We start from the raw sequence: 24,263 nt of genomic DNA on the forward strand, positions 1-24,263 counted from the left end.
ACCTCGCGTGCCCTCTCCACGGTCTTCTCCGTGGGGCGACGGCCTCCCTGGTCCCGGTCTGACGTATCGGGCCCACCCTGGCCGGCGATCGGGCGCCAGGCGTCCGGCCGCCGGCCGGACGGACAACCAGGGACAAAGTAGGAGTAACCCACCATGGCCGTCGTGACCATGCGTCAGCTGCTGGAAAGCGGTGTGCACTTCGGGCACCAGACCCGGCGCTGGAACCCGAAGATGAAGCGCTTCATCTTCACCGAGCGCAACGGTATCTACATCATCGACCTGCGCCAGACGCTCGACTACATCGAGAAGGCGTACGAGTTCGTCCGCACCACCGTCGCCGGTGGCGGCAGCATCCTGTTCGTCGGCACCAAGAAGCAGGCCCAGGAGGCCATCGCCGAGCAGGCGACCCGGGTCGGCCAGCCGTACGTCAACCACCGCTGGCTCGGTGGCATGCTGACCAACTTCCAGACCGTGTACAAGCGGCTGCAGCGGATGAAGGAGCTGGAGGCCCTGGGTGACCTGAGCGGCACCGCCGCCGGTTACACCAAGAAGGAGACGCTCCAGCTCTCCCGCGAGAAGATCAAGCTCACCAAGACCCTCGGTGGTCTGCGGGACATGCAGAAGCTCCCGGCCGCGGTCTGGATCGTCGACACCAAGAAGGAGCACATCGCCGTCGACGAGGCCCGCAAGCTGGGCATCCCGGTGATCGCGGTGCTCGACACCAACTGCGACCCGGACGAGGTCGACTTCCCGATCCCGGGCAACGACGACGCCATCCGCTCGGCCGAGCTGCTGACCAAGGTCGTCGCCGCCGCCGTCGCCGACGGTCTGATCGCCCGTTCCGGCCGTAACCGGGGCGCGGACGAGAAGCCCGAGGCCGGTCAGGTCGGCGCCGACGAGCCGCTGGCCGAGTGGGAGCGCGAGCTGCTCGAGGAGCCGAAGAAGGCCGACGAGCAGCCCGCCGCCGAGCAGCCCGCCGCCGCGCCGGCCGCCGAGCAGCCGGCGACCGCCTCCGCGGAGTGATCTCGCCGTCGCGTCCCCACCGTCCGGACTCCCGGCGGTGGGGACGCGACGGGTACGCCGGGCAGAACCGGCCCGGAACCGGGTAACCAGCACCCCAGACCACCTCACTGACACCGAAGAGAGAGTCATGTCCAACTTCACCGCCGCGGACGTCAAGAAGCTCCGCGACCTCACCGGCGCCGGCATGATGGACTCCAAGAAGGCGCTGACCGAGGCCGAGGGCGACTTCGACAAGGCCGTCGAGATCCTGCGCGTCAAGGGCGCCAAGGACGTCGGCAAGCGGGCCGGGCGCACCGCCGCCAACGGCCTGATCGCCCACTCCGGCCAGGCGCTGCTCGAGCTCAACTGCGAGACCGACTTCGTCGCCAAGAACGACGCCTTCATCGCGCTGGCCCAGCAGCTGGTCGAGCACGGCGTGGCCAGCGGCGCCACCAACGCCGAGGAGCTGCTCGCCAGCACCATCGACGGCAAGAGCGTGGCCGACCTGATCCAGGAGCAGTCCGCCAAGATCGGCGAGAAACTGGTGCTCAACCGCTTCGCCAAGCTGGACGGCACCACCGCTGTCTACATGCACCGCAAGAGCCAGGACCTGCCCCCGGCGGTCGGCGTGCTGGTCGAGTTCACCGGCAAGTCGGACGAGGCGGCCGACGCCGACGCCCGCGCCGTGGCCATGCAGATCGCCGCGATGCGGCCGAAGTACCTCACCCGCGACGAGGTGCCGGCCGAGACCGTCGAGTCCGAGCGGCGCATCGCCGAGCAGACCGCCCGCGAGGAGAACAAGCCCGAGGCGGCGCTGCCGAAGATCGTCGAGGGCCGGGTCAACGCCTTCTTCAAGGACTTCGTCCTGCTGGAGCAGTCGTCGGTCGCCGACAACAAGAAGACCGTCAAGCAGGTGCTGGCCGACGCCGGCATCGAGGTGACCCGCTTCCTGCGGTTCGAGGTCGGCCAGGCCTGAGCCGCCGCACCGGGCCGTCCGGCCCGGGCACAGGGGAGAACGTCGACGAGGAGGCCGCCGGTGTACGCGACAGGCACCGCGGCCTCCTCGTCACATAGGGTCGGCAGGGGCACGTACGCGACGCTCGCGCGATGCGCGGGGAGAAGGGGCGGGGCGGATGACGCAGGTTGTGAGTGACCGGAGCCTGGCGGCGGAGGACCCGACCGCCCCTCCGCCCGGTCGGTCCCGCCGGGTGGTGCTGAAGCTCTCCGGTGAGGTCTTCGGCGGCGGCGCGATCGGCGTCGACCCCGACGTCGTGCAGGGCATCGCCCGCCAGATCGCCACCGTGGTACGCCGCGGCGTGCAGGTGTCGGTGGTGGTCGGCGGCGGCAACTTCTTCCGCGGCGCCGAGCTGCAGAAGCGGGGCATGGACCGCGCCCGCGCCGACTACATGGGCATGCTCGGCACGGTCATGAACTGCCTGGCCCTTCAGGACTTCCTGGAGAAGGAGGGCATCGAGACCCGGGTGCAGAGCGCCATCACGATGGCCCAGGTCGCCGAGCCGTACATCCCGCTGCGCGCGATCCGCCACCTGGAGAAGGGCCGCGTGGTCATCTTCGGCGCCGGCGCCGGCATGCCGTACTTCTCCACCGACACGGTGGCCGCCCAGCGGGCGCTGGAGATCCGCGCGGACGTGGTGCTGATGAGCAAGAACGGCGTGGACGCGGTCTACACCGCCGACCCCCGGATCGACCCGACCGCGAGCAAGCTCGACTCGATCACCTTCTCCGAGGTGCTGCGCCGTAACCTTCGGGTGGCTGACGCCGCCGCGTTCAGCCTCTGCATGGAGAACGGCCTGCCGATGCTGGTCTTCGGCGCCCAGGGCGACGACACCATTGTCCGGGCCGTCGGCGGCGAGAAGATCGGCACCCTGATCACCGCCTGACCGGCCCGCCGGACCGGCAGCGGTCCCTCTGCCACGGCAGCACCCGCACCACACCCGACGAGCGACAGAAGGAGGCGAGGAGACCGGTGATCGACGACACCCTCCTCGAGGCGGAGGAGAAGATGGAGCGTGCCATCGAGCACGCCAAGGAGGAGTTCGGCGGTATCCGTACCGGACGCGCCAACGCCGCCATGTTCTCCCGGATCGTGATCGACTACTACGGCAGCCCGACCCCGCTGCCGCAGATGGCGTCCATCGCGGTGCCCGAGCCGCGCATGGTGATCATCAAGCCGTACGACAACTCGCAGCTGGGCGCCATGGAGAAGGCGATCCGCGACTCGGACCTCGGGGCCAACCCGAACAACGAGGGCAACCAGCTCCGCATCGTCCTGCCGCAGATGACCGAGGAGCGGCGCCGCGACATGATCAAGGTCGCCCGGCAGAAGGGCGAGGAGGCCAAGGTCGCCGTCCGCAACATCCGCCGCAAGGCCAAGGAAGAGCTGGACCGCCTGGTCAAGGACGGCGAGGTCGGCGAGGACGAGGGCCGGCGCGCGGAGAAGGAGCTGGACGACCTGACCCAGCGCTTCGTCGGCGGAGTCGACGAGCTGGTCAAGCACAAGGAGAGCGAGCTGCTCGAGGTCTGAGCACCCGCGTACCTCGAACGGCACCGCGCGCCGTCGCCCGCCGGGGCGGCGGCCCGGTGCCGTCGTCGTGCCCGGCGGCGCACACCCTCGGCGTCGCGGCGGGTGCAGTAGGCTCGGCACGATTCCCGACCACCACGGGGTGAACGGCGGGAGTCGCCCGGCCGTCGGTCGGTAAACAGGAAGTCTCACGCCGGTAGGGGATGGTCTTGGTCTTGCGTCATGTGGTGGCTCTCGTACCGGCTGCCGGTGCGTGATGTCCCACCCCGACCCCTACGGCAACACCGAGTCGCGTGGCTGGGACCGCCCGGCCGCCCCGGCCCTGCCCTGGCCGGACACCGACCTGGAGCCCGGCCCCTGGCGGCCCGGCCCGGCCGCGCACACCCACCCCGCCGAGCCGGACACCTACGCCCGCCCCGGCGGAGGCCCGGACACGTACGCCGGCCCGGACACGTACGCCGGGCCGTACACGTACGCCGGGCCGTACCCGACGACCTCGCGGCACCACGACGGCCCGGGCCGGTACGACGGACCGCCGGCCGGCGACCGCGGCCGGCGCGACGAGCCGCGGCACGACGGCCCGTGGGGTGAGCCGGCCCGCGACGACGAGTACCCGACCGCGCAGATCGCGCCGGTGCGCGACGAGCCCACCGAGCAGATCCCGGCGGTACGCGACGAGCCCGCGCCGGAGCCGCCGGCCGGCCGCCGCGGGCCGGGACGCCGACGGGCGAGCGCCGAGCGTCCGCCGACCACCGAGCCGACGACGTCCCGGGCCGGGCGTAACCTGCCGGCCGCGATCGGCGTCGGGGTGGCCCTCGGCGCGGCGGTCGTGGTGCCGCTGTTCTTCTTCATGCCGGCGTTCCTCGCCGTGCTGGCGACCGCTGTCGGGATCGGCATCTGGGAGATGGCCCGCGCGGTCCGCCGCACCGGTGCCCACCCGCCGCTGGCGCCGCTGGTCGCCGGTGGCGTGATCACCGTGGGCCTGGCCTGGTACGCGGGCCCCGACGCGCTCTGCCTCGGCCTGCTGGTGACGGTGCTGGGCACGATGATCTGGCGGCTCGGCGACGGGCCCGGCAACTACCAGCGCGACCTCACCGCGGCCACCCTGATCGCGGTGTACGTGCCGTTCCTCGCCGGGTTCGCGGCCATGCTCGCGGCGGCGCCCGGCGACGGGCACCTGCGTGTGCTGGTGACGCTGGCGGCGGTGGTGCTCTCCGACACCGGCGGGTACGCCGCGGGCGTGTCGTTCGGCAAGCACCCGATGGCGCCCACGATCAGCCCGAAGAAGTCCTGGGAGGGCTTCGCCGGCTCGGTGGCCGCCGCGGCTGCGGGCAGCGCGGCGCTGCTGTGGGCGTTGTTCGACGTGGCCCCCTGGTGGGGGGCGCTGTTCGGGATGGCGATCTCCGTCTCGGCGGTGCTCGGTGACCTCGCCGAGTCGATGATCAAGCGGGACCTCGGCGTCAAGGACATGAGCAACCTGCTGCCCGGGCACGGCGGTCTGATGGACCGGCTCGACTCGATCCTGTTCGCCGTGCCGGTGGCGTACCTGCTGCTCGCGGTCTTCGTCCCGGTGGTGGGCTGAGGCATGAATCACGGCGGCGAGCCGACGCGGCCCGGCCGGCCGGGGGCGATTCGACACGTACGGACGGGTGCGTCCGGGCGGGAGCGTGTCAGACTGGACGCGCCATGACGAGCCTCCCGCTGATCTCCGTAGACCCCGACGCCCGCGGCCGCAAGCCCGCGATGCCTCCCCGCCACCTCGCTGACCTGGACCTGCCGGGCCGGCAGGCGCTCGTCGCCGAGCTGGGCGAGCCCGCGTTCCGCGCCAAGCAGGTCTCCAACCACTACTTCGGCCGCCTGGTGCGCGAGCCGGAGCGGATGACCGACCTGCCGGCGGCAACCCGGGAGCGGCTGGCGGGTGCGCTGCTGCCCACCCTGCTGACCCCGGTACGCGAGCTGGCCTGCGACGACGGCGCGACGCGCAAGGCGCTCTGGCGGCTGCACGACGGCTCGCTGGTGGAGAGCGTGCTGATGGGCTACCCGGACCGGGTGACCGTCTGCATCTCCAGCCAGGCCGGCTGCGGCATGGCCTGCCCGTTCTGCGCCACCGGCCAGGCCGGGCTGACCCGCAACCTCTCCACCGCCGAGATCGTCGACCAGGCGGTCTACCTGGCCGGGGTGGCCGCCTCCGGCGTGGTGGCCGGGTCGCCGCCGCGGCTGTCGCACGTGGTGTTCATGGGCATGGGCGAGCCGCTCGCGAACTACTCGCGGGTGGTGGCGGCGATCCGTCGGCTGGTCTCCCCGGCGCCGGAAGGGCTGGGGCTGTCGCAGCGGCACATCACCGTCTCGACGGTCGGCCTGGTGCCGGCGATCCGCCGACTGGCCAGCGAAGACCTCTCGGTGACCCTTGCGTTGTCGCTGCACGCCCCCGATGATGAGCTGCGCGACGAACTCGTCCCGGTCAACCAGCGCTGGAAGGTGTCCGAGGTGCTGGACGCGGCGTGGGACTACGCGGCCACGACGGGGCGTCGCGTGTCCATCGAATACGCGATGATCAAGGACGTGAACGATCAGCCGTGGAGAGCCGATCTGCTCGGGCGGCTACTGGCCGGCAAGCTGGCCCACGTGAACCTGATCCCGCTCAACCCGACTCCGGGCAGCCGCTGGGACGCCAGCCCGAAGCCGGTCGAGCGGGAGTTCGTCCGGCGGTTGCGCGACGCCGGGGTGTCGACCACGGTGCGCGACACCCGGGGGCGCGAGATCGACGGGGCCTGTGGGCAGCTCGCCGCCGCCGAGGACACGGACGGCGACTCACGCGCGGCAACGGCGTAGCGGTACGAGACCAGGAGACATAGTGGCGAGTCAGGGTCAGCGTTTCCGGCGTAAGGCGCTCCGCCGGGGCTACAAGGTCGACGAGGTCGACGCCTTCCTGGACCGGGTCGAGGCGACACTCGACGGCCAGCCGGTGGGCGCGCCCGTGGCCTCCCAGGAGGTCCACGACGTCGTCTTCCGGGTCCGGTTCAACGGCTACGACGAGTGGCAGGTCGACCTGCACCTCGACCGGGTCGAGCGGCAGCTCGCCGAGCTGGAGGAGCGCGGTGGCGCACCCGCCGGGCGCGGTGGCGACCCCCGGATGGCCGACCGGCTCGGCCCGCCGATGCGCGACGACAGGGGCCTGTCGCCGGTGCCGCAGCCGCCGATGCCGCCCCGGCAGATGCCGCCTCAGCCCGGCCCGCCGGCCGACCGCTACGGCAACCGCTACGACGAACCGACCGGCGCGTTCGCCGGTGGCTACGACGGCCCGCGCGGTGGCTACGACGGCCCGCGCGGCCCGGGTGGTCCCGGCCCGATGGGCCCGGGCGCGCCGATGGGGCACGGCGGCCCGCCGCCGCGCGGCCTGCCGCCCGGCCCGGGCGGCTACGGCCCGGACAACGGCCCCGGCGGGTACGGCCCGGACAACGGCCCCGGTGGGTACGGCCCGCCGGACAGCGGCCCGGGCGGCTACGGCCCACCGGACAGCGGCCCCGGCGGGTACGGCCAGGAGGAGCGCTTCGACGGGTTCGAGGCCGGCCGGCGCGGACGTGCCGACATGACCGCGGAGATCCGCATGCCCGACCGCGAGCTGCGCGGTCGTGGCCCCGGCGGTCCGCCGGCGCTGCCGCAGCAGGGCTACGGCGCACCGGAGCCCGGCTACGGCCAACCCGACCCGGGCTACGGTCCGCCGGACCAGGGCTACGGCCCGGGCCCCTCGATGACCGGGCCTCCGCTCGTGGGCCCGCCGGTCGCCGGTCCCCCCATGGTGGGGCCGCCGATGGCCGGCCCGCCCGGCAGCGACCTGCACCGGGTCGACCAGATCCGCCGCAGCTTCCAGGTCCGCCGGTTCGGCAGCGGGTACGACCCGGACCAGGTCGACCGGTTCTTCGAGACGCTGCTCGGCGGCATGCAGGGGCGCAACCCGATGCCGGTGAACCCGAAGGAACTCGACACGCTGCGCTTCGGGCTGGTGCCCGGTGGCTACTTCGAGGCCGAGGTCGACGCCGCGCTCAAGGACGTGCAGGACATCCTGCTCGGCCGCTGACCCCGCCCGCACGAGACGACGAAGGGCCCGCCCCCGACGAGGGGGCGGGCCCTTCGCGCACTACCGTGGGCGCCGCGCGTCAGGACCGCAGGCCGTTGCGGCGCAGCACGGCGTCGCCGATGACGATGGCGATCAGCAGTCCGGCGATCCCGAACAGCCAGAGGTGCTCCACCCGGCCCTCCTCGATCCCGCAGAACGCCATCAGAACCAAGGCCACCGCCGACAGCACCGCACCGATCCGTCCGGACTTGCGGTGCCCGGGCTTGTGCTGATCTGGCGCGGTTACCGGCTCGTCTCCTGCCACTGTCGGTCCTTCCCTCGCGATCGGATCTCCGATCAGTCTGGCACGCCCCCAACCGGGCCCGGCGCAGGGCCCGACCTCCTGTGCCGGGGATGACCCGGCCGGGCGACAGCGGCACGCCGGCCGGCCCGGGCCGTTGGTCCCGTCCCGGCCGGGGCGGAAGGGCACTACCGGCGTCGCGGAACGGCGAGCACACTGCCTCCGGTAGCGTCTTGACGTACACCTTGATGTCTTTTTGAGGAGGACTGCGGTGCGAGTGACCGGTACGGGGCATGCCAGCATGCGGATCGACACGGCTGCGGGCAGCATCCTGTGCGACCCGTGGGTCAACCCCGCCTACTTCGCCTCGTGGTTCCCCTTCCCGGACAACTCCCTGCTCGACTGGGCGACCCTCGGCCAGGTCGACTACCTGTACGTGTCGCACCTGCACCGGGACCACTTCGACGCGAAGCACCTGCGTGACTTCGTGTCGAAGGACGCCACCGTCCTGCTCCCCGAGTTCCCCACCTCGGAGATGGAGGACGAGTTCCGGGAGCTGGGCTTCACCAAGTTCCTCAAGGCCCCGAACGAGCAGGTCGTGGAGCTGCCCGGCGGCCTGAAGATCATGATCCAGGCGCTGACCAGCCCGACCGACGGCCCGATCGGCGACTCCTCGCTCTGGGTCGAGTACGACGGCGTCCGGCTGCTCAACCAGAACGACGCCCGCCCGACCGACCTGAGCGTGTTCGCCGAGCTGGGCCACGTGCACGCGCACATGCTGCAGTTCTCCGGCGCGATCTGGTACCCGATGGTCTACGAGCTGCCGCAGGCGGCAAAGACCGCGTTCGGCAAGCAGAAGCGGGACCGGCAGTTCGACCGCACCTGGCGCTACATCGACGACCTGAAGGCCGACCACGTCTTCCCGATCGCCGGCCCGCCGTGCTTCCTCGACGACGAGCTGTGGCAGTTCAACGACATCTTCGGCGACGAGGGCAACATCTTCCCCGACCAGTCGGTGTTCCTCTCCGAGTACGCCAAGGTCGGCGGCACCAACGGCATCGTGCTGCTGCCGGGCAGCGTCTCGGAGATCACCACCGAGGGCGCCACCACCACGCACCCGGTGCCGGTGGAGGAGTTCTTCGCGAACAAGGTCGCCCACCTGGAGGAGATGCGGGAGCGCAAGCGCGGCGTCATCGAGGCGGAGAAGGCGTCCTGGCGGCACCCCGAGGTCGACGTGCTGGGCGAGATGAAGCGCCGGATCGAGCCGCTGCTGGACGAGTCGATCTACCTGGCCAAGGGCGTCGGCGGGCCGGTCCGCTTCGACCTGGTCGGCTACGACGGGTCCGAGGTCGAGTCGATCGTGGTGGACTTCCCGGGCAAGGAGGTCCGGCCGTACGCGGACGAGAAGGTGCGCTACCGCTTCCGTACCGAGCGGGCGCTGATCGAGCACCTGCTGCACATCGGCGAGGTGGACTGGGTCAACTCGCTCTTCCTCTCCTGCCGCTTCTCCGCGGCCCGGATCGGCCAGTACAACGAGTTCGTCTACGCCTTCTTCAAGTGCCTGTCCGAGGAGCGCCTCCAGTACGCCGAGGGCTGGTACGACGAGCACGAGCGGGCCGTCGACGCCGAGGACATCACGCTCGACGGCTGGGTGGTGCAGCGGCGCTGCCCGCACCTGAAGGCGGACCTGAGCCGGTTCGGCATCGTCGACGGCGACCAGCTCACCTGCCAGCTGCACGGCTGGAAGTTCGACCTGGCCAGCGGGCGCTGCCTGACCAGCGTCGGGCACAAGATCCGCGCGCACCGCGCCGACGCGGAGACCCCGGCGCCGGCCGGGGAAGCGGCCATCTGACGAGTTCCGCCCCGCCCGCCGCCCCCGGCACGCGACCATCGGTCGTGAGGGGGCGGCGTGACGGGTGCGGACAGGGAACCGGCGTACCGGTTCGGGCGCGGCAGCGAGATGGCGCGCGACGCCTCGCGGGTGGAGGCGTTCAGCGACGCGGTGATCGCCATCGTGCTCACCCTGATGGCCGTCGAGCTGCTGGCGTTCGACCCGGACCTGCCGCAGGACGACGGGCTGGCCGCGGTGCTCGTGCAGGAGTGGCGGGCCTACCTGGCGTACGTGATCACCTTCGCCATCGTCGGCCAGGTCTGGCTGACCCACCACAACATGTGGCGCTACGTCCGCCGGGTCGACCAGATGCTGCTGGTGCTGAACCTGCTGCTGCTGATGTTCGTGGCGGCGATCCCGTTCACCGCCGACCTGCTCGCGGACAACCTGCGCGGCACGGTCCGCGACCAGCGGCTGACCGCCGCGTTGTACGCGGGTGTGGTGCTCGGCGAGGCGCTCTTCTTCAACCTGAGCTGGTGGTGGGCGCGCCGCCGCGGGCTGCTGCACCCCGGTCTGGACCCGCGGCTGGCGCGGGCGGTTGCCCGGCGGTTCCGCCTCGGTCCGCTGCTCTACCTGGTCGCGTTCGCGATCGTGTTCGTCGACCCGGTGCTGAGCCTGCTGGCGTACCTGCTGCTGGTCGGCGTCTACCTGGTGCGCGGGCCGGGTGATCTCCCGCCCGCGGGCCAGGAGGCGCCCGAGACGCCGTGAGCGGCTGTTAAGAAGGGGCCCTTCCTCTACCGGAGGCGTTAATAAGGGGCCCTTCCTTACATCTCGGCGAGGATGCGGCGGGCGGCGTTGTGCCCGGCGGCGCCGATCACGCTGCCCGCCGGGTGACAGCCGGCGCTGCCCGCGTACACCCCGTCCACACCCGTCGCGTACGGCATCCGGTCGGTGAACGACACCGTGTTGTCAACGTGGTGGATGTGCCCGCCGGTGATGCCGAAGTGCGCCTCGATGCCGGGCGGCGGCAGCGGCACCGCGTCCGCGACCAGGTCACCGGCGCCCGGTGCGTACCGCTCGCAGATCGCGATCAGCCGCTGCACGTAACCGGGCAGCGCCGCGTCCCAGGTGGTGCCGGCCAGCTCGTAGGGGACCGACTGCACGAACAACGCCGACGAGTGGTGCCCGGCGTCGTCGGAGAGCGACGGGTCGACAGTCGTGTGCAGGTACCACTCGATCGTCGGCTCCTCCGGCAGCCGCCCGGCCCGCACGTCCGCCCACATGCCGCGCAGCGCGGCCATCGGGGACTCGCCGCCGTCGCCGACGAGCGAGGCCGAGCCGGGCAGCAGGTGGATGGTCGAGCCGAACGGGCTCGGCGCGTCGTCCGGCAGGCAGGAGAAGCGCGGCAGCCCGGTCAGCGCCAGGTTGAGCTTGAGCGTGGTGCCGGTGCGGCGGACCGCCGCCATCCGCGCGCCGAGTTCCGCCGGGAGCGCGCCGTCGGGCAGCAGCTCCATCAGCCGGTACGGGTCACAGGCGCCGAGCACCACCGGGGCGTCCACCTCCCAGCCGTCGGCGAGCGTCACCCCGGCGGCGGCGCCTCCGGCCAGCCGGATCGCGGTGACCGGCGCGTCGGCCACGATCCGCGCCCCGGCGCGCACGGCGGCCTCGGCGAACGTGCGCGACACGGTGCCCATGCCGCCCCGAGTGATCATCCAGGTGCCGTCCGCGCCCGGGAGCCGGCACATGTTGTGCACGAGGAAGTTGTGACCGGTGCCGGGGTCGTCCGGGCCGGCGTTGAGCCCGGACAGGCCGTCGGTGACCGCGTACATGCTGACCAGCAGCTCGGAGCGGAAGTCGAAGCGGGCCAGGTGGTCGGCGACCGAGCCGCGCACCAGGTCGACGAAGACCTGCCGCAGCGCGGGCCGCACGTAGCGCTCGGCGGTCTCCTCGACCGGCAGCGGCTCGGCCAGCCACGCCGGGGCGAGATCCTCCCGCAGCTGGGCCAGCTCGGCGTGCAGCGCGTCGTCGGCGGCGACGTCGGCGGGGGAGAACATCTCCGCGAGCTGCCGCCGGCTCGCCGCCACGTCGCTGCCGGCCAGCAGGTACGGCGAGCCGAGCCCGCCCGGCGTGGGCAGGAAGTAGTGCGGGTCGCGGCGCAGCACCGGGATGCTCACGTCGAGCGTGGCCAGCAGCTCCGGCGGCATCAGCCCCAGCAGGTACGACCCGGTGGAGTGACGCAGCCCCGGCACCTTCGGGAACGGGTTCTCGGTGCGCGTGGCGCCGCCGATCACCCCTGACGCCTCCAGCACGAGGACGTCCAGGCCGGCGCGGGCCAGCAGGATCGCCGAGACCAGGCCGTTGTGCCCGGCGCCGACGATCACGACGTCGGCGCGGGACGGCAGCTCACTCGCGTCGCTCCTGGGGCGTTCGCTCATGCCGCGACCCTAGCGGCGGGCGGTCCCCGGCGGGAGGGTTCGCCCTGGGGCGCTACCGTTCCGGGCATGTCCCCGGCTGTCCAGATCGCGCTCGCGGTGGCGCTCGTCGTGGTGGTGTTCCTGCTCCTGCTCGTGCTGCGGCGCGACCGTCCCCGGGACCTGATCGCCCCGGATCGCCCGGCCGGCGGCGGGCAGGCCGAGGTGCTCCGCCTGATCCACGCGGGTCGTCAGGTCGAGGCGGTCAAGCTGCTACGGGAGCACACCGGGTGGTCGCTGCTGGAGGCGAAGCAGGCGGTCGACGCGCTGGCCTCGGGCGGGACCTTGTCGCCGGGCGCTACGGCACCGGGAAAGAGCGTCGACGACGCGGTCCGGGCCGAGGCCGCGCGGCTGCTCCGCCAGGGAAAGAAGATCCAGGCGATCAAGGTGGTACGGGAGCACACGCACATGTCGCTCGCCGACGCCAAGCGGTACGTCGAGGGCCTCTGACGCCGGACGGCCGTCACCGGGCGTTCACCCTATAGTGGCAGTTGTCGATGCATTTCCGTCCTACCGTCGACGGGACACCCACCGCCTCCGGGAGGTAATCCCCGATGGACCGTCGTACCGTCCTGCGTGCCACAGCCGTCGGTGGCGCCGCCGCTTTCGCCGGTGGTCTCTGGGCCGCCGCGGCCGCCCCGGCCCAGCCCGCCCAGCCCGGCCCCGGCCCGTACGGCGACCTGCTGGCCGCCGACGCCAACGGTCTCCAGTTGCCGGCCGGCTTCACCAGCCGGGTGATCGCCCGTTCCGGGCAGCGGGTCGCCGGCACCTCGTACACCTGGCACCCGGCGCCGGACGGCGGCGCCTGCTTCCCGTCCGGCGACGGCTGGATCTACGTCTCCAACTCGGAGGTGCCGCTCGTCGGCGGCGCGTCGGCGGTGCGGTTCGCCGCGGACGGCGCGATCACCGCCGCGTACCGGATCCTCGGCGGCACGAACGTCAACTGCGCCGGGGGCCCGACCCCGTGGGGGACCTGGTTGTCCTGCGAGGAGGTGCCGCTGGGCCGCGTGTTCGAGACGTGGCCGGAGGGCGGCCGGGCCGGTGAGGAGCGGACCCGGATGGGCCGCTTCAAGCACGAGGCGGCGGCCTGCGACCCGCAGCGCCGGGTGGTCTACCTGACCGAGGACGAGGGCGACGGCTGCTTCTACCGGTTCGTCCCGGACACCTGGGGCGACCTGCGCACCGGCAAGGTGCAGGTGCTCTGCGCCCCGGACGGCCAGGTGACCGGGCCGGTGACCTGGCGGGACCTGCCGGACCGCGACGGCTTCCCGGTGCCCACCCGCTACCAGGTGGCCGCGGCGCAGACGTTCGACGGCGGCGAGGGCTGCTGGTACGCCGACGACACCTGCTGGTTCACCACCAAGGGGGACAACCGGGTGTGGGCGTACGACGCGGTGAACCAGCGGCTCGACCTCGCGTACGACGACTCGCTGGTGCCGGCCGGCGCCGCGCCGCTGACCGGCGTCGACAACATCACCGGTGCCGCCGGTGGTGACCTCTACGTGGCCGAGGACGGCGGCAACATGGAGATCAACGTGATCACGCCGGCCGGTGTGGTGGCGCCGTTCGTGCGGCTGCTCGGGCAGTCCGAGTCGGAGATCACCGGGCCGGCGTTCTCCCCGGACGGCAGCAGGCTCTACTTCTCCTCGCAGCGCGGCACCAGCGGTGCCCGGGCCGGCACCGGCGGCATCACGTACGAGGTGCGCGGCCCGTTCCGGCGCTGACCTCCCGCCGTTAGGCGCGGGCCGCCTCCCGGGTGGCCCGCCACCGGCTCGCCGCCAGCGTGGCCGAGTAGCCGGACAGCACGATCACGTGGAACAGGTACAGCCAGAGCAGCACCGCCACGCCGCCGCCGATTTCGTCGAAGCCGCCGAACGGCACGCCCAGGTCCAGCGGCAGCGAGCAGAACAGCACGAAGCCGTGCACGAAGCCGGACAGGTTCGCCGCTGTGAACGAGCCCAGGGCCACTGTGGCGAGCCAGTCCGGGGAGGCCGGGCCGACCACCCGGAACACCCAGATCAGCACCGGCGTGAGCACCAGCCACACCGCGAGGAACGACAGCACCACACCGAGCGCGCCGACCCAGCCGCCCTGGCGTACCAGCCGTGTGGTCATCGGCAGCCCGAGCAGGATCGACAGCAGCAGCACCGGGGCCGGCGCCAGCAGCGGGAGCAGCAGCAGGCGACCGCGCCAGCCGACCAGCGCACCGGACTCGGCGCGCGGCTCGGCCACCGAGACGAAGGCGCGGCGCAGACCTTCCCCGTAGAGGGACGCGGGCAGCAGCGAGGCCAGCGCCAGCAGCGGCGTCAGCCCCAGCCCGGCCTCGACGAGTGCGGCCGCCGCCCGGTGCGCGCCGATCTCGGTGGGCAGCGTGTCGATGGCGTACCCGGTCAGCCGCCGCACCCGGTCCGCTCCGGCGAGCAGCCCGGTCAGCCAGATCGCCAGCAGCGCCACCGGCACCACGGCGATCGCGCCGTAGAAGGTGATCGCGGCGGCGTGCAGCGACAGGTCCCGGCCGCGGACCGGCCGGAACGCCGCAGCCGTGATCCGCTTCGTCCGATCCCACCCGTCGCCCATCGCCCTCTCGTTCCCCGTACGGCCCCGCGCCACGCATTACGATCCGGCGGCATGACGATCGCCACGACCGACCGGCTGGTGCTCCGGGACTGGACCGAGTCTCCGGACGACCTGGCCCGGATCTACGACATCTACTCCCGGGACGAGGTGATGCGCTGGCTGGGCGGCGGCAAGGGGCGGATGACCGACCCGTCCGAGGCGATCGAGCGGGTCCGCTCCTGGCACGAACGCTGGGCGCCGTACGACGGTCGCTGGGGCCTGTGGGCGATCGAGCCGCGCGACGGCGGACCGGTGGCGGGGAGCATCCTGCTCAAGCCGCTACCGGGACGCGACGGCGTCACGCTGACCGACGACATCGAGGTCGGCTGGCACCTGCACCCCGACGCCCAGGGCAACGGCTACGCCACCGAGGCGGCCCGCGCGGTGCTGGAACGCGAGTTCGCCACCGGCACCCCGAGGGTGTACGCGGTGGTGATGGCCGGGAACGACCCGTCGATGGCGGTGGCTCGGCGCCTCGGCATGACGCACGTGGGCGTGCGCACCGACTGGTACGGCGGGGTCGAACTGGAGGCCTTCGTCCTGGAACGTCCGGCCTGAGTCGTGCCGTTGGCAGTTCGCCCTCGGCCTCCTACGGTGGTGGGGACACGGGGGAGGCACGGATGGTCGACGGTGGCGACGCAGCGCGTTGGCTGCACCTCCACGCCGCCCGGGGCGGTCCGGACGACCTGTCGCTCCTGGTGAACCGGGTCGCGCCCGTCATCGGGGCCACCGACATCGTGATCTACCTGGCCGACTACACGCAGTCCTCGCTCGTACCCCTGGTCGGCGCGGGCGCGCCCCGGGACGAACTCACGATCGAGACGACGCTGGCCGGCCGGGCGTTCACCGGCCTGCAGGTGCAGCGCGCCCCCGACCGCCCGGACCGGCTCTGGGTGCCCCTGCTGCTCGGCTGCGAACGGCTGGGGGCGCTGGAAATCGTGTCGTCGCGCGCCGGCGACCCCGCGCTGGACCGGCCGGCCTGGGAGGTGGCGGTCGCCGTCGCTCAGGTCCTGGTGAACCGCCGGCTCTACGGCGACGTCGTGGAACGGATCCGCCGCCGCCTGCCGATGCAGGTCGCCGCCGAGACCGTGTGGGGGCTGCTGCCGCCGCTGACCTTCGCAACGGACGAGCTGGTGATCACCGCCATCCTCGAACCGTGTTACGACGTCGGCGGGGACATCTTCGACTACGCGCTCAACGGTGACGTGCTCAGCGTCGGGCTCTTCGACACCTGCGGGCACGGGATCAAGGCGAGCGCGATGGCCTCGCTCGTGGTCAGCGCGTACCGCAACGCCCGGCGCACCGGTCTCGACCTGGTCGACACGGCGATCAGCATCGACAGGTGGGTCCGCTCCGAACACCCCGGCCTGTTCGCGACCGCGCTGCTCGCCGAACTCGACCGGCGGACCGGCGTGCTGCGGACCATCAACGCCGGCCACCCCGGCGCCATGCTGCTGCGGGACGGCAAGGCCGTCCGGGCACTGCCCGGACCGACCGCGCTGCCGCTCGGGCTGGGCAACCTGTCGACGCGGCGCCCGCGGGCGCACGAGGAGGCGCTGCACCCGGGCGACCGCATCCTCGCCTACACCGACGGCATCACCGACGCCCGGGGCGACGACGGGGAACGGTTCGGGCTGGACCGGCTCGTCGACTTCGTCGAGCGTGCCCTCAACGAGCGGCTGCCCAGCCCGGAGACGATGCGCCGGCTGGTGCGCGCCGTCCTCGCCTACCAGCAGGACCAGCTCGACGACGACGCCACCGCGCTGTTCCTGGAGTGGCAGCCCTCGCACCTGCCGTTGGAGCACCTGGAGCACCTCACCGCGCCAGGCGGGACGATCGCGTCCCCGTAGCCTCATCCCGCAGCGACAGCCCCGCCTGACCGTTCGGCGGAGATCGCCGGGCGTGGGCGCGGTTTACCGTACGTCGTGCTGATCGAGTTCGAGGCCGCGCCCGAGCGGGGCCCGTTCACCGTGGCGTGGCGCCGGCTCCTGCGGGGCGTGGTCCTGCCCTATCGATGGGTGGGCGGCACGCTGGCGCTGCTGTCGGTCTTCACGCTCGTCGCGGGGCCCCGCCTCGTCGCCGCTGCGCTGGCGGGTGGGGCCGTGCTCTGCTGGTTCCTCGCCCCGGCCGTGATGCTGCACCGTGCGGTGGGGGCGGCCTGGCAGTGGGGCTCTGTTGCGGCCCGCTGGAACCTCTCGGACGAGGGGTTGCGGTGCGAGAGCCCGGAGGGCCACACGCTGGTGTGGTGGTCCGCCGTGTCCGCCGTCGAACAGGTCCACGGCCAGTTGCTGGTGCGACTGTCGGGAGGGCGAGCGCTGATCGTGCCCTTGGCAGAACTCACGCCGCAGCAGAGACAGGACGTTCTCGCCTTCCTCCACGACCGGACCTTGCTCGTCTGAGCGCGTCGGTTCGCCACCGGGACGCACCATCTGTGCGAGCGACGGCACGAGAACGGGTGAAGCTCAACTCCGAGCATCCGGCTCGGCCTGGTCGAGGAGAAAGGATGTCTTCGGTGAGCGGAGGCACGTCGAGTGACGCGGAGCGGAGTCCCGTCCTGCCCGGCACGGATGCCGTCCCGGCGGGCGAACTCGCACGCCGCCAAGGCGCCGAGCCGGTCACCAGCCTCGACGACCTGGCTCGTCCGGACCTGATCGGGTCGGACGAGGAACTGGAGGTTCTCCTTGCCGACCTCGACGCCTCGCGGCATCGGGACCGGCCTGACCGCGACTCGTCCGGTAGGTCGTTGGATCTTCTCGGGTGCCTTGACCAGCCCTGGACGGCCGCGGCGGCACTCGACCTGCTGCCGGAGAACAACGGCCCGAGGATCGAGGTGCTGCGCGGCTGTGTGATCGTCACGCCGGGCAGCGGCGTCGACCGGCGTACGGCGCATCTCCATCTCGCATACCTGATCGGGAGGGCGGCGCGGGCCGCCGGCCGGTGGGGCTGCCGGTCCGTCAACCTGGTCTCCGCTGACGACCTGTTCATTCCCGATCTGGCGGTGCTGCGACACCCGGCCGGTGGTCTCCGCGCCGTCACAATCGAGGACGCGCTGCTGGTGGGGGAGATCGCGCCGTCAGGCGTGATCGACAGGCCTCGGGAGTACGCGACCGCCGGTGTGCCGTACTTCCTCCGGGTCGACCTGCGTAACCGGGTGCCGGCGCTTGCCCTCTACGAACTGGTCGACGGCGAGTACCGGCCGCTTGCGGCCGCGGCCGCCGGTACGACGTTCGTGATGCGGCAGCCGTTCGAGTTCAGCGTCGACCCGGCCGACCTGCTCGACGAGGAGGCGCCGCAGGCGTGATCGACACCAGTTCGCCGAAGTGGTGGCATCGCGGCGGCTGGGATGCCGCCACCTCGGGGAAGTGGAGTCGATCATGTCGCCGGGCACTCCGGGACGAACCGGGGTGAGGCGCTGGGGAACAATGGTCCGGTGACCACTCCCCGAGATCTCGTGCTGCTCGGTTCGACCGGCTCGATCGGCACCCAGGCCATCGACATCGTCAAGCGCAACCCGGACCGCTTCCGGGTGGTCGCCCTCGGCGCGGGTGGCGGCAACGTGGAGTTGCTCGCCGCGCAGGCGCTGGAGCTGGGCGTGGAGGCGGTCGGTGTGGCCCGCGCGTCCGCCGCGCAGGATCTTCAGCTCGCCTTCTACGCCGAGGCGAGCAAGCGCGGCTGGGCCAGCGGTGACTTCAAGCTGCCCAAGATCGTCGCCGGGCCGGACGCGATGACCGAGCTGGCGCAGTGGCCGTGCGACGTGGTGCTCAACGGCGTGGTCGGCTCGCTGGGCCTGCCGCCGACGCTGGCCGCGCTGCACGCCGGGCGTACCCTCGCGCTCGCCAACAAGGAGTCCCTGGTGGCCGGCGGCCCCCTCGTGAAGGCCGCGGTGACGCGGCCGGGGCAGATTGTTCCGGTCGATTCCGAGCACTCGGCGCTGGCGCAGTGCCTGCGCGGCGGCGCCCGGGGCGAGGTGCGGCGGCTCGTGGTCACCGCCAGCGGCGGCCCGTTCCGGGGGCGGCGGCGCGACGAGCTGACCGCCGTGACGCCGGAGCAGGCGCTGGCGCACCCGACCTGGAACATGGGCCCGGTCGTCACGATCAACTCCGCCACGATGGTCAACAAGGCGCTGGAGGTGATCGAGGCGCACGAGTTGTTCGACGTGCCGTACGCCGACATCGAGGTGATGGTCCACCCGCAGTCGGTGATCCACTCGATGGTCGAGTTCACCGACGGGTCCACGCTCGCCCAGGCCAGCCCGCCGGACATGCGGCTGCCCATCGCGCTCGGCATCGGCTGGCCGGACCGCGTGCCCGGCGCCGCCGCCGCGGTGGACTGGACCACTGCACACACCTGGGAGTTCTTCCCGCTCGACGACGCGGCGTTCCCGGCGGTCGCGCTGGCCAAGGCGGCGGGTGAGGCGGGGCGCTGCCGCCCGGCGATCTACAACGCGGCGAACGAGGAGTGCGTGGCCGCGTTCGTCGCGGGCCGGCTGCCGTTCCTCGGCATCGTCGACACCCTCCAGCGGGTGCTGGAGGACGCACCCGATTTCGACGAACCAGGTACCGTCGAGGACGTGCTCGCCGCCGAGTCGTGGGCACGGGCGCACGCCCAGGAGATCATCGTCGGGTCGGTGGAAGGAGCTCGATGAGCTATCTGCTCGGGGTGGTGCTGTTCGCCCTGGCGATCCTCATCTCGGTGAGCCTGCACGAGGCGGGGCACATGCTGACCGCCAAGGCGTTCGGGATGAAGGTCACCCGCTACTTCGTCGGCTTCGGCCCGACGCTCTGGTCGTTCAAGCGGGGCGAGACCGAGTACGGCGTCAAGGGCATCCCGCTCGGCGGCTTCTGCAAGATCGTCGGCATGACCCCGCAGGACGACGACGTCGAGCCGGGGGACGAGAAGCGCGCGATGTGGCGCTACCCGGTGTGGAAGCGGACGATCGTGATGTCCGCGGGTTCGATCACCCACTTCGCCCTGGCCCTGATCGCGCTCTGGATCATCGCGGTGTCGGTCGGACTGCCGAATCCCAAGTTCCCCAGCACCGAGGCCGGCTTCCGGGCCGAGCCGGCGGTGATCGCCATCGCGCCGTGCGTGGTGGTGGAGAACGCGGCCCGCGCCTGCGAGTCCGGCGACCCGGCCAGCCCGGCCCAGAAGGCCCAGCTCCAGGACGGCGACCGGATCACCGCGGTGAACGGCAAGCCGGTCTCCACCTGGGGCGACATGCTCGACGTGGTCCGCGCCACCCCGCCCGGTACGGCCACCGTCGCCTTCGTGCGTGACGACAAGCCGCAGGAGGCGCGGGTCGACCTGGCCGCGGTGCAGCGTCCGCCGCTCGACGACCCGAAGGGTGCCCCCTCGTCGGTCTCCGCGCTCGGCGTGGCGCTCTCGCCCACCACTCCGACCCGGGTCGAGTACGGCCCGGTCGCCGCGTTCGGCGCCACCGCCGACTTCACCGGCACCATGGCCGTGCAGACCGCGCACGCCATGCAGCGCATCCCGCAGAAGGTGCCCGCGTTGTGGAACGCGATCACCGGCGGCGAGCGCGACGTGGACACCCCGATCAGCGTGGTCGGCGCCAGCCGGCTCGGCGGCGAGGCCGTGGAGAACAACGCCTGGCTGGTGTTCTTCATGCTGTTCGTGTCGCTGAACTTCTTCATCGGCGTGTTCAACCTGCTGCCGCTGCTCCCGCTGGACGGCGGACACATCGCCATCGCCTGGTTCGAACGGGCACGGTCCTGGCTCTACGCGCGCATCGGCCGCCGGGACCCCGGCCGGGTCGACTACCTCAAACTCATGCCCTTCACGTACGCGGTGATCCTGATCGGTGGCGCGTTCACGCTGCTGACAGTCACCGCCGATGTCATCAACCCCATCACGCTCTTCTCAAGGTGAGTGCCTGAAGTGACCGCTGTCAGTCTCGGTATGCCCCCCGTACCGCCGCCGCCGCTGGCCCCGCGCCGGGCCAGCCGCCAGATCATGGTCGGTTCGGTGCCGGTCGGTGGTGGCGCGCCGGTCTCGGTGCAGTCCATGACCACCACCCTCACCGCCGACGTCAACGCCACGCTCCAGCAGATCGCCGAGCTGACCGCGTCCGGCTGCCAGATCGTCCGGGTCGCCGTGCCGTCGCAGGACGACGTGGAGGCGCTGCCCGCGATCGCGCGCAAGTCGCAGATCCCGGTGATCGCCGACATCCACTTTCAGCCGAAGTACGTCTTCGCGGCGATCGACGCCGGCTGCGCCGCGGTGCGGGTGAACCCGGGCAACATCCGGCAGTTCGACGACAAGGTCAAGGAGATCGCGCGGGCCGCCGGCGACGCGGGCGTGCCGATCCGGATCGGCGTGAACGCGGGCTCGCTGGACAAGCGCCTGCTGGCCAAGTACGGCAAGGCCACCGCCGAGGCGCTGGTGGAGTCGGCGCTGTGGGAGTGCTCGCTGTTCGAGGAGCACGGCTTCCGGGACATCAAGATCTCGGTCAAGCACAACGACCCGGTGGTGATGATCCGGGCGTACCGGCAGCTGGCCGAGCAGTGCGACTACCCGCTGCACCTCGGCGTCACCGAGGCCGGCCCGGCGTTCCAGGGCACGATCAAGTCAGCGGTGGCGTTCGGCGCGCTGCTGGCCGAGGGCATCGGCGACACCATCCGGGTCTCGCTGTCCGCCCCGCCGGTCGAGGAGATCAAGGTCGGCAACCAGATCCTGGAGTCGCTGGGGCTGCGCGAGCGCGGCCTGGAGATCGTCTCCTGCCCGTCCTGCGGGCGGGCGCAGGTCGACGTCTACAAGCTGGCCGAGGAGGTCACCGCCGGTCTGGAGGGCCTGCCGGTGCCGCTGCGCGTCGCGGTCATGGGCTGCGTGGTGAACGGTCCGGGTGAGGCCCGCGAGGCCGACCTGGGCGTTGCCTCCGGCAACGGCAAGGGCCAGATCTTCGTCAAGGGCAAGGTCGTCAAGACCGTCCCCGAGGCGCAGATCGTGGAGACGCTGATCGAGGAGGCGCTGCGGATCGCCGACGAGATGGGCGCCGAGATCCCCGAGGAGCTGCGCGACCTGGTGCCGGGCGGCGCCACCGTCACCGTGCACTGATCCACTTCCGCGTCGCCGTGCGGCCGTCCCCGTCGGGGCGGCCGCACGCGTCGTCTCAGGGGCGGGGCACGGCGGCGAAGGGGGAGAGGGTGAACCAGCCGGGTGCGGCGCGCCGCAGCGCCTCCGGCCCGGTCACCTCCACCGCGCCGCCGCGCAGCGCCGCCGCCCATCCGAGGTCGCCCATCCACACCTGGACCAGGGCACGCAGGTCCGCCGTGACGGTCACCGTCACGTCGTGCCCGGGGTCGATGTCGCAGACGTCGGCTTCGCCCCCCGCGATCACCAGCCACCAGTCGCGCTGCGCCGCCGGCACGTCCCGGAAGCGGAACCGCACGACGGTACGCCCCGGCGGGACCGCGTCGTGGTCGACGTGCCGGTGCATGTCCCACAGCAGCAGCTTCGGGTCCAGGTCGGCATCGCCCAGCTCACCGATCCAGCGCACACCCCAGGCGCCGAGCGCCTCCAGCACGGGCCGCAGCTCCCGCCCGGCGGCGGTCGGGACGTAGCGTACGTCGGCGCCGTCGACCCGCCGCTCCACCACTCCGGCGCGGACGAGCTGGTGCAGCCGGCGGGACAGCAGCGTGGGCGACATCCGGGGCAGGCCCCGGCGCAGCTCGTTGAAGCGTTCCGAGCCGCTGACCAACTCCCGGACCACGAGCAGCGTCCACCGCTCGTCGAGCAGTTCCATGGCCTTCGCCACGGGGCAGAACTGGTGGTAGGAGGCCCCCATGGCGGGCACGCTACGCCCGGCCCGGCGGCCCGGCCAGGCGCCTGTCGGGAGCGGTACAGATCTCGTACTGGGGGCCGGGTCGTCCGCTGCCTAGCGTCCTGGGTAGGGACGACAACTGAGGAGCAACAGATGATCGAGGAACGGGAGCGGGACGCGGCGGTGAAGGCCCGGCACCGCGCGATGTGGGCGATGGGCGACTACTCCGCCGTGGCCGCGCAGGTGATCCCGCAGTTGGGGGCGACGCTGGTCCGGGCGGTGGGGGTGGGACCGGGCATGCGGGTGCTGGACGTGGCGGCCGGAACCGGCAACGCGGCTCTGCCGGCGGCCCGGACCGGCGCGGAGGTGGTGGCCGGTGACCTCACCCCGGAGCTGCTGGCGATCGGGCAGGCGTCGGCCGAGCGGGAGGGCGTGACGCTCACCTGGGAGGAGGCGGACGCGGAGGCGCTGCCGTACGCCGACGGCGCGTTCGACGCGGTGCTGTCCTGCGTGGGCGTGATGTTCGCGCCCCGGCACCGGGTCGCCGCCGACGAGTTGCTGCGGGTGTGCCGTCCGGGTGGGAGGGTCGGCCTGGTCAACTGGACGCCGGAGGGCTTCGTCGGCCAGTTGTTCGCGGCCATGCGGCCGTACGCGCCGGCACCGCCGCCGGGCGCGCAGCCGCCCCCGCTCTGGGGCGACGAGGACCACGTCCGGGAGCTGTTCGGCGATCGGGTCGACGCGCTCCGGCTGGGGCGTGACGCCGTGGTGGTGAACCGGTTCGCCACGCCCGCGCAGTTCCGGGACTTCTTCGCGACCCACTACGGACCGACCGTGGCGGTCTACCGGGCGAACGCGGGCGACCCGGAGCGTACGGCCGGGCTCGACCGCGCGTTGACCGACCTGGCCGCCCGGCACCTGGACGGCGGCGTGATGCGCTGGGAGTACCTGCTCGTCACCGCGCGCCGCGCCTGACGGCACGCCGGCCGTCGTCCGGCGGCGTGCCGTCGCGGCGGCGGTCCTCACTCGGACTCGGCGAGGATGGCGTAGAGCTTGCGCCGGGTCTCGTCGAGCACCTGGGCGGCCCGGGCGCGCTGGTCGTCGGTGCCGGTGGTCATCACCTGCCGCAGCGCCTGCATGGCCTGCGCGCCGGCGTCGCGGATGTCGTGCCAGCTGTTGACCGTCTGCTCGGCGAACTCGGCCCAGGGCGGGGTCTGCGCCGCGTCGGCCGCCTCGGCCTGCCCCGCCTCGGTCAGCGCGAACCGCTTGCGCCCGCCCTCGGAGTCGGCGGCGGTCGCGATGACGCCCTCGTCCTCCAGCAGTTGCAGCGTCGGGTAGATCGACCCGGGGCTGGGCCGCCAGGCCCCGCCGGTGCGGGAGTCGATTTCCTGGATCATCTCGTAGCCGTGCATCGGCCGCTCGGTGAGCAGGGCCAGCACGGCACCGCGCACGTTCGGCCGCCGTCCGCGCCCTCGGCCGCCGCGGCCCCGCCCGCGACCGTGCGGCCCGGGGGAGAAGGGCGGCGGGCCCGGGGGTACGGGCGGGAAGCCGAAGCCGCCCCGGCGGCGCATCTCGTCGTGCATGGCGTGCATGCGTCGATGGAAACCCATCGTGTTCTCCTTCTGACGGCGTACCAATGATGCATCAACGATATATCGGCAATGCA

The 24,263-nt window shown here is 72.5% G+C and carries 24 protein-coding genes; 19 read left to right on the plus strand and 5 right to left on the minus strand.

Features of this window, described 5'->3' with window-relative positions:
- The first annotated feature begins 153 nt into the window (after nt 1-153).
- The 7 genes from rpsB to ACQP26_RS07225 all read left to right on the plus strand — a co-directional run bounded on the left by rpsB (nt 154) and on the right by ACQP26_RS07225 (nt 7,622).
- Nucleotides 154-1,023, plus strand: coding sequence for a 30S ribosomal protein S2 (gene rpsB / locus ACQP26_RS07195; RefSeq protein ID WP_433495266.1), 870 nt, complete (start codon nt 154-156; stop codon nt 1,021-1,023).
- Nucleotides 1,024-1,150: 127 nt separating this feature from the next.
- A complete protein-coding gene (gene tsf, locus ACQP26_RS07200; RefSeq protein WP_269701462.1) occupies nt 1,151-1,978 on the plus strand; it encodes a translation elongation factor Ts in 828 nt (275 codons plus the stop codon).
- A 157-nt stretch (nt 1,979-2,135) separates the two neighbouring features.
- Nucleotides 2,136-2,903: a UMP kinase gene (gene pyrH, locus ACQP26_RS07205; RefSeq protein ID WP_013284607.1), complete on the plus strand. Its 768-nt coding sequence runs from the start codon at nt 2,136-2,138 to the stop codon at nt 2,901-2,903.
- Between the two features lie 86 nt (nt 2,904-2,989).
- Nucleotides 2,990-3,547 (plus strand): ribosome recycling factor, encoded by a 558-nt coding sequence (frr, locus tag ACQP26_RS07210; RefSeq protein ID WP_269701461.1) that lies wholly within the window; start codon nt 2,990-2,992, stop codon nt 3,545-3,547.
- Nucleotides 3,548-3,800: 253 nt separating this feature from the next.
- Nucleotides 3,801-5,126 (plus strand): phosphatidate cytidylyltransferase, encoded by a 1,326-nt coding sequence (locus ACQP26_RS07215; RefSeq protein WP_433495267.1) that lies wholly within the window; start codon nt 3,801-3,803, stop codon nt 5,124-5,126.
- Between the two features lie 104 nt (nt 5,127-5,230).
- Nucleotides 5,231-6,376, plus strand: a complete 1,146-nt coding sequence (gene rlmN / locus ACQP26_RS07220) for a 23S rRNA (adenine(2503)-C(2))-methyltransferase RlmN (RefSeq protein WP_433495268.1) — start codon at nt 5,231-5,233, stop codon at nt 6,374-6,376.
- A 22-nt stretch (nt 6,377-6,398) separates the two neighbouring features.
- The gene (locus tag ACQP26_RS07225) at nt 6,399-7,622 is read left to right on the plus strand and encodes a DivIVA domain-containing protein (RefSeq protein WP_433495269.1); all 1,224 of its coding nucleotides are present in this window, start codon (nt 6,399-6,401) and stop codon (nt 7,620-7,622) included.
- Between the two features lie 79 nt (nt 7,623-7,701).
- Here the strand turns inward: ACQP26_RS07225 and ACQP26_RS07230 are convergent, their stop codons facing one another.
- Nucleotides 7,702-7,926 carry a hypothetical protein gene (locus ACQP26_RS07230; RefSeq protein ID WP_269701457.1) on the minus strand — a complete coding sequence of 75 codons (225 nt, stop codon included), beginning with the start codon at nt 7,924-7,926 and terminating at the stop codon, nt 7,702-7,704.
- A 247-nt stretch (nt 7,927-8,173) separates the two neighbouring features.
- On the opposite strand from ACQP26_RS07230, the gene ACQP26_RS07235 reads away from it, so the two are divergent.
- Complete coding sequence (locus tag ACQP26_RS07235; RefSeq protein WP_269701456.1) at nt 8,174-9,754, plus strand: Rieske 2Fe-2S domain-containing protein; 1,581 nt, start codon at nt 8,174-8,176, stop codon at nt 9,752-9,754.
- A 108-nt stretch (nt 9,755-9,862) separates the two neighbouring features.
- Entirely contained in the window at nt 9,863-10,501 is a 639-nt protein-coding gene (locus tag ACQP26_RS07240; RefSeq protein ID WP_281580029.1) for a TMEM175 family protein, read from the plus strand.
- A 56-nt stretch (nt 10,502-10,557) separates the two neighbouring features.
- On the opposite strand, the gene ACQP26_RS07245 is transcribed toward ACQP26_RS07240, so the two are convergent.
- A complete protein-coding gene (locus ACQP26_RS07245; protein ID WP_433495270.1) occupies nt 10,558-12,168 on the minus strand; it encodes a phytoene desaturase family protein in 1,611 nt (536 codons plus the stop codon).
- Between the two features lie 66 nt (nt 12,169-12,234).
- On the opposite strand from ACQP26_RS07245, the gene ACQP26_RS07250 reads away from it, so the two are divergent.
- Both ACQP26_RS07250 and ACQP26_RS07255 read left to right on the plus strand, forming a co-directional pair.
- Nucleotides 12,235-12,654: a 50S ribosomal protein L7/L12 gene (locus tag ACQP26_RS07250; protein WP_433495271.1), complete on the plus strand. Its 420-nt coding sequence runs from the start codon at nt 12,235-12,237 to the stop codon at nt 12,652-12,654.
- Between the two features lie 104 nt (nt 12,655-12,758).
- On the plus strand, nt 12,759-13,928 hold the full coding sequence (locus ACQP26_RS07255; RefSeq protein ID WP_433495272.1) for an alkaline phosphatase PhoX: 1,170 nt from the start codon (nt 12,759-12,761) through the stop codon (nt 13,926-13,928).
- Between the two features lie 10 nt (nt 13,929-13,938).
- Here ACQP26_RS07255 and ACQP26_RS07260 read toward each other — a convergent pair whose 3' ends face one another.
- Nucleotides 13,939-14,781: a YhjD/YihY/BrkB family envelope integrity protein gene (locus ACQP26_RS07260; RefSeq protein WP_281578749.1), complete on the minus strand. Its 843-nt coding sequence runs from the start codon at nt 14,779-14,781 to the stop codon at nt 13,939-13,941.
- A gap of 51 nt (nt 14,782-14,832) precedes the next feature.
- On the opposite strand from ACQP26_RS07260, the gene ACQP26_RS07265 reads away from it, so the two are divergent.
- The 7 genes from ACQP26_RS07265 (at nt 14,833) to ispG (ending at nt 21,894) form a co-directional block, all read left to right on the plus strand.
- Nucleotides 14,833-15,378, plus strand: coding sequence for a GNAT family N-acetyltransferase (locus tag ACQP26_RS07265; protein ID WP_433495273.1), 546 nt, complete (start codon nt 14,833-14,835; stop codon nt 15,376-15,378).
- 62 nt (nt 15,379-15,440) lie between these two features.
- Nucleotides 15,441-16,670: a PP2C family protein-serine/threonine phosphatase gene (locus tag ACQP26_RS07270; RefSeq protein WP_433495274.1), complete on the plus strand. Its 1,230-nt coding sequence runs from the start codon at nt 15,441-15,443 to the stop codon at nt 16,668-16,670.
- A 75-nt stretch (nt 16,671-16,745) separates the two neighbouring features.
- Complete coding sequence (locus tag ACQP26_RS07275) at nt 16,746-17,219, plus strand: YcxB family protein (protein ID WP_433495275.1); 474 nt, start codon at nt 16,746-16,748, stop codon at nt 17,217-17,219.
- 113 nt (nt 17,220-17,332) lie between these two features.
- A complete protein-coding gene (locus tag ACQP26_RS07280; RefSeq protein ID WP_433495276.1) occupies nt 17,333-18,121 on the plus strand; it encodes a Uma2 family endonuclease in 789 nt (262 codons plus the stop codon).
- Between the two features lie 129 nt (nt 18,122-18,250).
- Nucleotides 18,251-19,465 carry a 1-deoxy-D-xylulose-5-phosphate reductoisomerase gene (gene dxr / locus ACQP26_RS07285; RefSeq protein ID WP_269701447.1) on the plus strand — a complete coding sequence of 405 codons (1,215 nt, stop codon included), beginning with the start codon at nt 18,251-18,253 and terminating at the stop codon, nt 19,463-19,465.
- On the plus strand, nt 19,462-20,709 hold the full coding sequence (locus tag ACQP26_RS07290) for a M50 family metallopeptidase (protein ID WP_269701446.1): 1,248 nt from the start codon (nt 19,462-19,464) through the stop codon (nt 20,707-20,709). Before dxr ends, ACQP26_RS07290 begins: the two co-directional genes overlap by 4 nt.
- 9 nt (nt 20,710-20,718) lie before the next feature.
- Entirely contained in the window at nt 20,719-21,894 is a 1,176-nt protein-coding gene (gene ispG, locus ACQP26_RS07295; protein WP_073830326.1) for a flavodoxin-dependent (E)-4-hydroxy-3-methylbut-2-enyl-diphosphate synthase, read from the plus strand.
- 55 nt (nt 21,895-21,949) lie between these two features.
- Here the strand turns inward: ispG and ACQP26_RS07300 are convergent, their stop codons facing one another.
- Nucleotides 21,950-22,624: a winged helix-turn-helix transcriptional regulator gene (locus ACQP26_RS07300; RefSeq protein WP_433495277.1), complete on the minus strand. Its 675-nt coding sequence runs from the start codon at nt 22,622-22,624 to the stop codon at nt 21,950-21,952.
- A gap of 129 nt (nt 22,625-22,753) precedes the next feature.
- Here ACQP26_RS07300 and ACQP26_RS07305 point away from each other — a divergent pair, with 129 nt between their 5' ends.
- On the plus strand, nt 22,754-23,572 hold the full coding sequence (locus ACQP26_RS07305) for a class I SAM-dependent methyltransferase (RefSeq protein ID WP_433495278.1): 819 nt from the start codon (nt 22,754-22,756) through the stop codon (nt 23,570-23,572).
- Between the two features lie 47 nt (nt 23,573-23,619).
- Here ACQP26_RS07305 and ACQP26_RS07310 read toward each other — a convergent pair whose 3' ends face one another.
- Complete coding sequence (locus tag ACQP26_RS07310) at nt 23,620-24,207, minus strand: PadR family transcriptional regulator (protein WP_269701443.1); 588 nt, start codon at nt 24,205-24,207, stop codon at nt 23,620-23,622.
- Nucleotides 24,208-24,263 lie beyond the last annotated feature (56 nt).

This window comes from Micromonospora sp. CA-248089 (assembly GCF_050948515.1).
Classification (GTDB): Bacteria; Actinomycetota; Actinomycetes; order Mycobacteriales; family Micromonosporaceae; genus Micromonospora.

Coding starts and splice junctions, on each gene's coding strand:
- ACQP26_RS07305 (WP_433495278.1), top strand. CDS start 22,754: ATGATCGAGGAACGGGAGCGGGACGCGGCGGTGAAGGCCCGGCACCGC.
- tsf (WP_269701462.1), top strand. CDS start 1,151: ATGTCCAACTTCACCGCCGCGGACGTCAAGAAGCTCCGCGACCTCACC.
- ACQP26_RS07240 (WP_281580029.1), top strand. CDS start 9,863: ATGGCGCGCGACGCCTCGCGGGTGGAGGCGTTCAGCGACGCGGTGATC.
- rpsB (WP_433495266.1), top strand. CDS start 154: ATGGCCGTCGTGACCATGCGTCAGCTGCTGGAAAGCGGTGTGCACTTC.
- ACQP26_RS07250 (WP_433495271.1), top strand. CDS start 12,235: ATGTCCCCGGCTGTCCAGATCGCGCTCGCGGTGGCGCTCGTCGTGGTG.
- rlmN (WP_433495268.1), top strand. CDS start 5,231: ATGACGAGCCTCCCGCTGATCTCCGTAGACCCCGACGCCCGCGGCCGC.
- ACQP26_RS07265 (WP_433495273.1), top strand. CDS start 14,833: ATGACGATCGCCACGACCGACCGGCTGGTGCTCCGGGACTGGACCGAG.
- ACQP26_RS07270 (WP_433495274.1), top strand. CDS start 15,441: ATGGTCGACGGTGGCGACGCAGCGCGTTGGCTGCACCTCCACGCCGCC.
- ACQP26_RS07215 (WP_433495267.1), top strand. CDS start 3,801: ATGTCCCACCCCGACCCCTACGGCAACACCGAGTCGCGTGGCTGGGAC.
- ACQP26_RS07245 (WP_433495270.1), bottom strand. CDS start 12,168: ATGAGCGAACGCCCCAGGAGCGACGCGAGTGAGCTGCCGTCCCGCGCC.
- pyrH (WP_013284607.1), top strand. CDS start 2,136: ATGACGCAGGTTGTGAGTGACCGGAGCCTGGCGGCGGAGGACCCGACC.
- ACQP26_RS07300 (WP_433495277.1), bottom strand. CDS start 22,624: ATGGGGGCCTCCTACCACCAGTTCTGCCCCGTGGCGAAGGCCATGGAA.
- ACQP26_RS07260 (WP_281578749.1), bottom strand. CDS start 14,781: ATGGGCGACGGGTGGGATCGGACGAAGCGGATCACGGCTGCGGCGTTC.
- ACQP26_RS07255 (WP_433495272.1), top strand. CDS start 12,759: ATGGACCGTCGTACCGTCCTGCGTGCCACAGCCGTCGGTGGCGCCGCC.
- ACQP26_RS07310 (WP_269701443.1), bottom strand. CDS start 24,207: ATGGGTTTCCATCGACGCATGCACGCCATGCACGACGAGATGCGCCGC.
- ACQP26_RS07290 (WP_269701446.1), top strand. CDS start 19,462: ATGAGCTATCTGCTCGGGGTGGTGCTGTTCGCCCTGGCGATCCTCATC.